This is a genomic window from Synechococcus sp. H60.3 (genome assembly GCF_047462295.1).
Classification (GTDB): Bacteria; Cyanobacteriota; Cyanobacteriia; order Thermostichales; family Thermostichaceae; genus Thermostichus.
Genome location: NZ_JANSIY010000116.1, coordinates 1 through 7547 on the forward strand (window position 1 = coordinate 1; position 7547 = coordinate 7547).

The window sequence follows — 7547 nt, forward strand, 5'->3', positions numbered from 1 at the left end:
CTAGAAATTGGAAACGAGAAGGGCTATGGTGCTAAGCCAAGCCCTTCTTTCTTTCGGTTCCCCCTTTGGGAGGATCCAATGAGCTCAGTGCTGCCAAAGCTGGCTCTGACGTTGGGAGATCCGGCGGGGATTGGGCCGGAAATTGTGCTCAAGGCCCTGGCGGATCCCCAAGTGCAGGCCTGCGCCCAGATAACCGTAGTAGGCGAGCGGCAGGTTTTGCAGGCTGCCCACCGCCTCTTGAAAGCAAAAGGGGTAACGGATCCCTTAGCCGACCCAGCAGGGATCCCAGTCCTGGAGTGCCCCAGCGGCTTCCACCTAGAGCCCTCGCGCGTGGGTCGGGGGGATGCCGAGAGCGGGGCAGCCAGCTTTGGCTACCTGAAAGCAGCTATTGAAGAGGCGCTGCGGGGGCAGTTCCAAGGGATCGTGACCGCCCCCATCGCCAAATACCTCTGGCACCAGGCGGGCTACCCCTTTCCCGGTCAGACCGAAGTCCTGGCCCAGCTCAGCGGGCGCGAGCGCTACGGCATGCTGTTTGTGGCCCGTTCCCCCCACAGCGGCTGGCAGCTCCGAGTTCTGCTGGCCACCACCCATATTCCCTTGCGCCAGGTGCCCCTCACCCTTACCCCCGAACTGGTGCGCACAAAGCTGGACCTGCTGGCGGGATCCCTGCGCCAGCTCTTTGCAATTGCCGATCCCGTCATTGCCGTGGCTGGCCTCAACCCCCATGCCGGCGAACAGGGGCAACTGGGCTCGGAGGAGCAGGAGTGGCTGGCGGAGCTGCTAGGTAGTTATCCCCACGCCAAAATCTGGGGGCCCCTCCCCCCCGATACGATGTGGCTGGCTCCCGCCCAGGCTTGGTATGGCCAAGGATCCCCCGCCGTGGCCGACGCCTACCTGGCCCTCTACCACGACCAAGGCCTGATCCCTGTAAAACTGCTGGCGTTTGATCGGGCCGTCAACCTGACCCTGGGGCTGCCCTTCATCCGCACCTCCCCCGACCACGGCACCGCCTTTGCCATAGCCGGGCAAGGGGTGGCCCGGGCCGAGAGCCTCAAGCAGGCCATCCTGCTGGCAGCCGAGTTGGCCCTTAGCTCCGCCGCAGCGTCTCGATCCCTTCAGGGCTAGCAATAATGGCCTCCGTGGCCATGCCGATAAACAGGCCGTGCTCCACCACTCCCACCGTTCCCTTGAGTTGCTCAGCCAGCTTGGCTGGATCGGCGATGGGGCCAAACTGGCAGTCGAGAATGTAGTGCTGCTCGTCGGTGAGGTAGGGATCCCCGTCGGCATTGCGCCGCAGTACCGCCTGACAGCCCAGGGCCTCCACCCGCGCTAGGGTCGTCTTCCAGCCAAAGCGCACCACCTCCACCGGCACCGGAAAGCGCGTGCCCAGATGCGGCACCTTCTTGGAGGCATCGGCAATAATGATGAGCTCGGCAGCGCTGGCCTCCACCAATTTTTCCCGCAGCAGAGCTCCCCCCGCTCCTTTGATTAGGTTGAGGGATCCCACTTCAATTTCATCGGCGCCGTCAATGGCCAAATCTAGGCGCGGCTGCTCTTCCAGCGTGGCCAGCGGGATCCCTAGCGAGCGGGCTTGTTCCGCTGTGCGCTCCGAGGTGGGCACCCCGATAAACTGCAGCCCCTCCTTTTGCATCCGCTCCGCCAGGGCGCTCACGGCAAAAGCGGCTGTGGATCCCGTGCCCAGGCCCACCACCATGCCCGACTGGACCTTTTGAGCTGCCGCCTGGGCCGCCGCCTGTTTTAGCTCATCTGCACTGGCCATAGTCCAACCAAATTTACCGTCCACTCCAGCTAAAGCCTGGCGGTGCCTCCACCACCTGGCCAAAGAGATCGTAGGGCTCGGCCCGTGTAATCTGCACCGGCACCAGGGATCCCAGGGATCCCGGCCCGCGCACGTACACCACCCCATCCACCTCAGGGGCAAAGCGGGGGGAGCGACCAATCCACTCGCCGGTGCGGGGGTTTTCCTGCTCCAGGAGCACAGGCACCACCCGGCCCACCTGCTCGCGGTTGCGGCGGAAGGCGATCCCTTGCTGCAGTTGCATTAGGCGGGCGCGGCGCTCTTTTTTGACGCGCTCAGGCACTGGGTGGGGGAGGTGGTAGGCAGGGGTACCTTCCTCAGGAGAAAAAGTAAACACCCCCACATGGTCAAATTGGTGGCGCTGCACAAAGTCCAACAGATGCTGGAAGTGCTCCTCCGTCTCGCCGGGAAAGCCCACAATAAAGCTGGTGCGCAGCACAGCGTTGGGCAGCGCCTGGCGCAGCCGCTCGATGACCCGGTCGTTGACCTGGCCCTGCCAGGGGCGGTTCATGGCCTTGAGGATCTCGGGATGGCTGTGCTGCAGCGGCAGATCCAGATAGGGCAAGAAATTGGGCGTCTCTTCAATGGCCTCCACCACGGCTGGGGTGATGCCCGTGGGGTAGGCGTAGAGCATGCGGATCCAGGGAATGGGAACCTGGCCTAGGGCGCGGATAAGCTCGGCCAGCCGTGGCTCCCCGTACAGGTCGATCCCGTAGTTGGTGGTGATCTGGGAGATGAGGATGAGCTCCTGCACCCCTTCTGCAGCCAGCTGTTCTGCCTCCCGCAGGATAGACTCGATGGAGCGGGAGCGTTGCTTGCCCCGCAGGTGGGGGATGATGCAGAAAGAGCAGCGATAGTCACACCCTTCAGCTACCCGCAGGTAGGCCACCGGCGCGTGGGTGGTGCGATAGCGGGGGACGGTCTCATCGGCAATGTAGTCCAAGCTGGAGGTAACGGCGTTAACCCGCTCTCCCCGCTCCACCCGCTCAATCACCTGGACAATTTGGTGGTAGTCGCTAGTGCCCACAATGGCCACTGCCTCCGGGATCTCCCGCAGCAGCTCCTCTTGGAAGTGTTGCGCCAAGCAGCCGGCGATGATGATCTTCTTGCCCTGTACCGCCAGCTCCATCAGGGTGCTGACCGACTCCCGCCGCGCCGCCTCGATGAAGCTGCAGGTGTTGACGATAACGTAGTCGGCGCTGTCTTCATCCCCTTCCACCCGGTAGCCCGCCTGGGCCAGCAGACCCATCATGTGTTCTGTGTCCACCCGGTTTTTCTCACAGCCCAGGTGCACAACGGCAACGGCCGGTGCTTCCTTTGGAGGAGCGACAGGGCCGCGAGAGGGTGTAGGCAAAGCGGTCTCCAACCGGTTCATAGCCACAGGAGAGGCCGAGAAAATGGCGACAGCACAAATTAAAGCTTTCTTATTCTAGTTCTAGTTGGGCTTCGCTTCTGAAGGCGGGGAGGAGGATCGTCTGCCCACCAGCTCAATCGGCCTACCCCCCAAGTTGAACCCACACCAAGCCAAGAGCTACAGCCACTGCCAGACCGCTGGCCGCCCAACTGCAGGGATCCCCTGCCCTCTCTTCTGGGAGCAAGGGCGCTTTTCCGTAGCCCCGCAGGCGCAGCGCCTGATAGACGCGCTCAGAGCGCTCGTAGCTGCGCACTAGGAGAGTGCCTACGGCAGCAGCCAGGAAGGGCAGGTCTTGGCGCAAGGCCGGGCCCGGGCGCCACAGGGATCCCCGCGGTTGCCAGCCCCTCAAGCGGGCTGCTCGTTGCATCTGCTGCCACTGGGCGCCTATCTCCTGCAAATAGCGCTGCGTCAACCAGGCCAGTTCCAGCAGGAGGTCGGGGATCCCTACAGCCCGCAGGGCTGCCAGCAGGGCTGGCAGAGGGGTGGTCTCCACCAGCAGCGTCGCCAGCGCCAACAGGGCCAGGCTGCGCCCGCCAAGGCAGAGCGCCCTCTCCAGCCCCTCCCAGCGCAAAGCTAGGGATCCCCAGCGCCAGAGGATGGTATCTCCCACAACTAGGGGTAGAAGGGCAACGAAGGCGATGAGCAAAGCGCCTGGAGCAGCCAGCCGTCTTAGCCCTTGGCGCAGGGGCAACCCGGAGAGCGCCCAGAGAAGAGCCACCAGCACCCAGACTAGGGGCAGCAAGGTTAAGCGCTGCACCTGGGCGCAAGCTGCCATCAGGGCTCCTAGGCCCACCAGCTTGGGCAAAGGCCGCCCGCGGCGCAGCCAAGCGGGGGAGGGAGGGAGGGGAGCGGGTGGGGAGAACTGCCTTCCCCTGAGCTCCGGGGAGATGACGACCTCGGCCCTATCTTTTGGCATCTTCTCCCAACAGATCCGGTTGCACCCGCTGCAAAAACCGCACCACCCAACGGGTAAACAGCCCCTCCACCGCTGCCAGAGGGAGGTGGGCCATCACCAAGCTGCCCAAGGCCAAGCGCTCTGCTTGGGTGGAGACCGTCCCCTCGCCTAGGAGAGCAGCCATGAGCACCCCATAGAAGAGCAGCGCCGCCAGCCCCACCCCCGCCGCTCCCGCCCAGAAGGCCGCCAACCCAGCTCCCATTGGCCGCCGGCCTGCCCGAAAGATCCCCCCTGCCAAGAGCGCCGGGATCCCCATAATGGCGGCGTTGATCCCCAGCGTGGTCAGCCCCCCGTGGCCAAAAGCCACCGCCTGGAAAAACAGGCCCACCACAATTGCTGGGTAGGCCAAGGCCCCCAACAGCACGCCCAACAAGCCATTGAGCAGCAGGTGTAGGCTGGCCGGAGGAAAAGGCAGGTGAAGGGAGGAGGCAACAAAAAAGGCGGCGGTCAGCAGCGCCGCTTTGGGGAGTTGGCGGCGGGGATCCTTTTCCAAGCGCTGGAGGAGGTGTAGGCTCCAACCCGTCAGCAGGGCAGTGATGCCATACCCCCCCAGCCAAAGCGGTGCTGGCAGAAGGCCCTCGCTGATGTGCATGGCTAGTCCTGGCTCAAAGCGGCAGCACCTCCTGGGGAGTCGGGGAGTTCTGGGCCTTGGGAGGGACGGGGCCGGGAGAAAAACAGGGCCGTACCCAAGCACCCCCAGAGGATGCAGGCAGCCATAACCCCCCGCTGCAGAGGGCCAAAGGAGGAGCCGTTGGGGATCCCCTCTGCCTGCATAGCCGCTTCGCCCACCGGCACATTCACCACCACGCCGTGGCCGGCCTGGCGAATGCGCACCTGCCACAGTCCCTTGAGCTCAGGATCCGGCTGCAGCAGAAATCGCCCCTGCTCATCCGTTTGCCCTTCCTGCCAAGGGGTGGTGGGATCGGTGGGTGCAAACACCGTGACGCGGGCAGAACGCAGCGGCTCGCCGGAATCGTAGCGGGCTTGGATCTCGAAAGTGGGAACGGCCCGCCAAGAGGCCTCCACCCCATGCCCCCAAGCCGGAGTAGACAAGAGCAGGCCGCAGGCCAGCCAGCTCAGTTGCCAGTAATTGTAGAAAGGGAGGCGCTTTGGCCAGACTAAGTGCATCGGTCGGCAAAAGTAGAGGACAATCTCTCGACTGCAAAAGCCACCCAAGCTTGAGGGCAAAGACCTAAGGTCAAGATCCCGTCCTGTCGAGGCGGTCAGAGGACGCGCGGCAGTGGCCCTCCCCCACGTGGCCCAAGTTCTGCAGGATCTCCAAGAGGGTTTTGGACGCCGTCCCACTTTCCTGCAGGTCATCCCAGACCAGAGGGTCGGATCCCCCCTTTAGCCGCTGCTCCAGAGAGAGGGGATCCAGCTTCACCAGGGGGGCAAACCCCAGCGCCACCCGATTGAGGTCATCTTCCGGCGGTAGGCTGCCATCCCCAAACAGATGGTCAAAGTGGAAAGTCGCTTCCAGATCCGCCACCTGGCCCGCCTGGACAAAGCCCTTGCGCGCTTCCCCCACATACTCGCCGCAGACAAAGGCCAGCTCGGGGCTGAACTTGAGCACAAAGGGGATCCCCTCTCCCTCCCCTTTTGCTGGCCGGGCTTTGCCCTCGATCCAGAGGGAGTAGCCCTTGGCCGGCCCCTCCGCTGCCGGCACCAGGCGCCAAGCCAAGGCGTTGTAGTGGCCAGGGGGAGCTTCCAGGGATCCCAGCAGAACCCGTTCTGCCCCCGCCGCTGGCACCAAATCCACCGTGAGAGGGCCTGTCAGGCTGACCAGGGCCTTGGCCCGCAGCTCCTCCTCCCCTTGCGGATCAAAAGGGGGATCTGTCTGGTAGGCCGTGACATCTGCCAGCGTCACGTACACATGCTCAAACTGCAGTGCCCAGCCGTCCTTGGAGACCAGCCCCTCCCGCACGAATGCTTCGCCGTTGGCCCATAGCTCCAGCGTGCCTTTGGCCGAGGCAGAGATCGCCTGCGGCTCCCTGATCCCCTCCCGTTTTGCCGCCGGGCGACAAGCGGTTATCCCAGAGGCCAGCCCTAGGGCCACCAGAGCAAAAACTACCCCTTTGGCCAAGGGATCCCTGAAGGAAATGACCCACAAGGGAGAGAGGAGTTGCTTCACCTAGAGTTCGGCCAGCGCTACTGACCTAGCCAAACACAAACTTTCGGGGCACCACAATCCCCCGCTGGGGCATCTTGCTACTCCTGCGCCAGGTTTCCAGCCCGCACCCAGCCCTCTTGCCCGTTCTGCCGCCGGATGCGCTGCCACCGGCCATCGGCGCTGTACTCCAACACCGTCACCACCTCGTTCATGGGCACACCACCGATGTAGGCCCCTTCCCGGTCGGGAGTGGCTCGCAGCGCCAAACCAATTGGCTCGATCACCCGCCCCTGTGAGCCGGGGGCAATGTTTGTTGCTGCCGAAAGCCGAGTCGGCAAAGGAGTAGGGTCAGGCGTGGATTCGACTGTAGAAGTTGCAGAAGTTGTGGCTGAAGCAACCTCTGTCGCCCCTTCCACAGGGCCCAAATTGCCCGCCCGCACCCAGCCCTCTTGACCGTTCAACTCCCGCCGCACCCGTTGCCAGCGGCCATCGGCGCTGTACTCCAGCACCGTCACCGTTTCCCCCGCCACAATTCCCCCTTGGTAGGCTCCATCAGCAGAAGGCTGGCTGCGAATGGCCAGGCCAATCGGCTCAATCACCCGCCCGCGGCTGCCGGGAGGAAAGGTCTCAGGGTCGATGGTGCCCGCCGCCGGCAAGGACTCTGTCCCACTGATGCGAACAAAGGGGGGAGAAGGCAAACTTGTCGGGCTGGGCAAGGGAGCCGGGCGCACCGCCCGCTGAAATTGGGGTGGAGCAGGGGGAGCCAACATTGGGGCAAGGAGCTGCCACAACTGCCAGCCCAAGGCCGCCAAGGCCCCAACGGAAACACTCAGCACCATCAAGGAGCCAAAGGGGAGGATCCCAGAGGCAGGAGAGGAACGGCCTCGCATCCGCTGGTTAACCATCCACTACCCCTCCCCGCCAAGCCAGCAGCAAGAATCCACAGACGAGACGCTCTCCTCGCTGACAAGCGGGGGCTTACAGTCATCAAAGCGCTCGCATCTCAATCATTCGATCATTTATAACATCTTCAGCTAGAAACCGCAGGAGCCCCACCCTGTACCCGTAGGGTCAGGGCCGGGAGGAATGCGGATAACGTATAGTTGCAACATGACCCAAGTTTTAACTATCTCCTGCAAGCTCAAGGTACAGCCTGTTAAGGAATCAAGGGATACAGTAGCAACACTTAGCAAACCAACTTCGGAAGCAGGATGGATTGATCAGGAGTAAAGAAGTCTGCACTATCTGC

At 63.5% G+C, this 7547-nt stretch carries 8 protein-coding genes; 1 reads left to right on the forward strand and 7 read right to left on the reverse strand.

Annotation, left to right across the window (positions count from 1 at the left end):
- The first annotated feature begins 78 nt into the window (after positions 1-78).
- A complete protein-coding gene (gene pdxA / locus NW841_RS10870; RefSeq protein ID WP_414386372.1) occupies positions 79-1125 on the forward strand; it encodes a 4-hydroxythreonine-4-phosphate dehydrogenase PdxA in 1047 nt (348 codons plus the stop codon).
- On the opposite strand, the gene rpiA is transcribed toward pdxA, so the two are convergent.
- The 7 genes from rpiA to NW841_RS10905 form a co-directional block, all read right to left on the reverse strand.
- Entirely contained in the window at positions 1088-1780 is a 693-nt protein-coding gene (rpiA, locus tag NW841_RS10875; protein ID WP_414378665.1) for a ribose-5-phosphate isomerase RpiA, read from the reverse strand. The genes pdxA and rpiA overlap by 38 nt on opposite strands.
- A gap of 13 nt (positions 1781-1793) precedes the next feature.
- A complete protein-coding gene (gene rimO / locus NW841_RS10880; RefSeq protein WP_414386374.1) occupies positions 1794-3173 on the reverse strand; it encodes a 30S ribosomal protein S12 methylthiotransferase RimO in 1380 nt (459 codons plus the stop codon).
- Positions 3174-3315: 142 nt separating this feature from the next.
- Complete coding sequence (gene cbiQ / locus NW841_RS10885) at positions 3316-4149, reverse strand: cobalt ECF transporter T component CbiQ (protein WP_414386376.1); 834 nt, start codon at positions 4147-4149, stop codon at positions 3316-3318.
- Positions 4136-4780 (reverse strand): cobalt transporter CbiM, encoded by a 645-nt coding sequence (gene cbiM, locus NW841_RS10890; RefSeq protein WP_414386378.1) that lies wholly within the window; start codon positions 4778-4780, stop codon positions 4136-4138. The genes cbiQ and cbiM overlap by 14 nt, the downstream gene beginning before the upstream one ends.
- 2 nt (positions 4781-4782) lie before the next feature.
- Positions 4783-5316, reverse strand: coding sequence for a hypothetical protein (locus NW841_RS10895; RefSeq protein ID WP_414386380.1), 534 nt, complete (start codon positions 5314-5316; stop codon positions 4783-4785).
- A 70-nt stretch (positions 5317-5386) separates the two neighbouring features.
- A complete protein-coding gene (locus NW841_RS10900; RefSeq protein ID WP_414386382.1) occupies positions 5387-6319 on the reverse strand; it encodes a hypothetical protein in 933 nt (310 codons plus the stop codon).
- A 77-nt stretch (positions 6320-6396) separates the two neighbouring features.
- Positions 6397-7203, reverse strand: a complete 807-nt coding sequence (locus tag NW841_RS10905) for an SH3 domain-containing protein (RefSeq protein WP_414366559.1) — start codon at positions 7201-7203, stop codon at positions 6397-6399.
- Between the last annotated feature and the right edge of the window lie 344 nt (positions 7204-7547).

Bases quoted from the DNA above. Each gene is read 5' to 3' on its own strand.
- rpiA (WP_414378665.1), bottom strand. From the start codon at position 1,780: ATGGCCAGTGCAGATGAGCTAAAACAGGCGGCGGCCCAGGCGGCAGCT.
- pdxA (WP_414386372.1), top strand. From the start codon at position 79: ATGAGCTCAGTGCTGCCAAAGCTGGCTCTGACGTTGGGAGATCCGGCG.
- cbiM (WP_414386378.1), bottom strand. From the start codon at position 4,780: ATGCACATCAGCGAGGGCCTTCTGCCAGCACCGCTTTGGCTGGGGGGG.
- NW841_RS10905 (WP_414366559.1), bottom strand. From the start codon at position 7,203: ATGGTTAACCAGCGGATGCGAGGCCGTTCCTCTCCTGCCTCTGGGATC.
- NW841_RS10895 (WP_414386380.1), bottom strand. From the start codon at position 5,316: ATGCACTTAGTCTGGCCAAAGCGCCTCCCTTTCTACAATTACTGGCAA.
- cbiQ (WP_414386376.1), bottom strand. From the start codon at position 4,149: ATGCCAAAAGATAGGGCCGAGGTCGTCATCTCCCCGGAGCTCAGGGGA.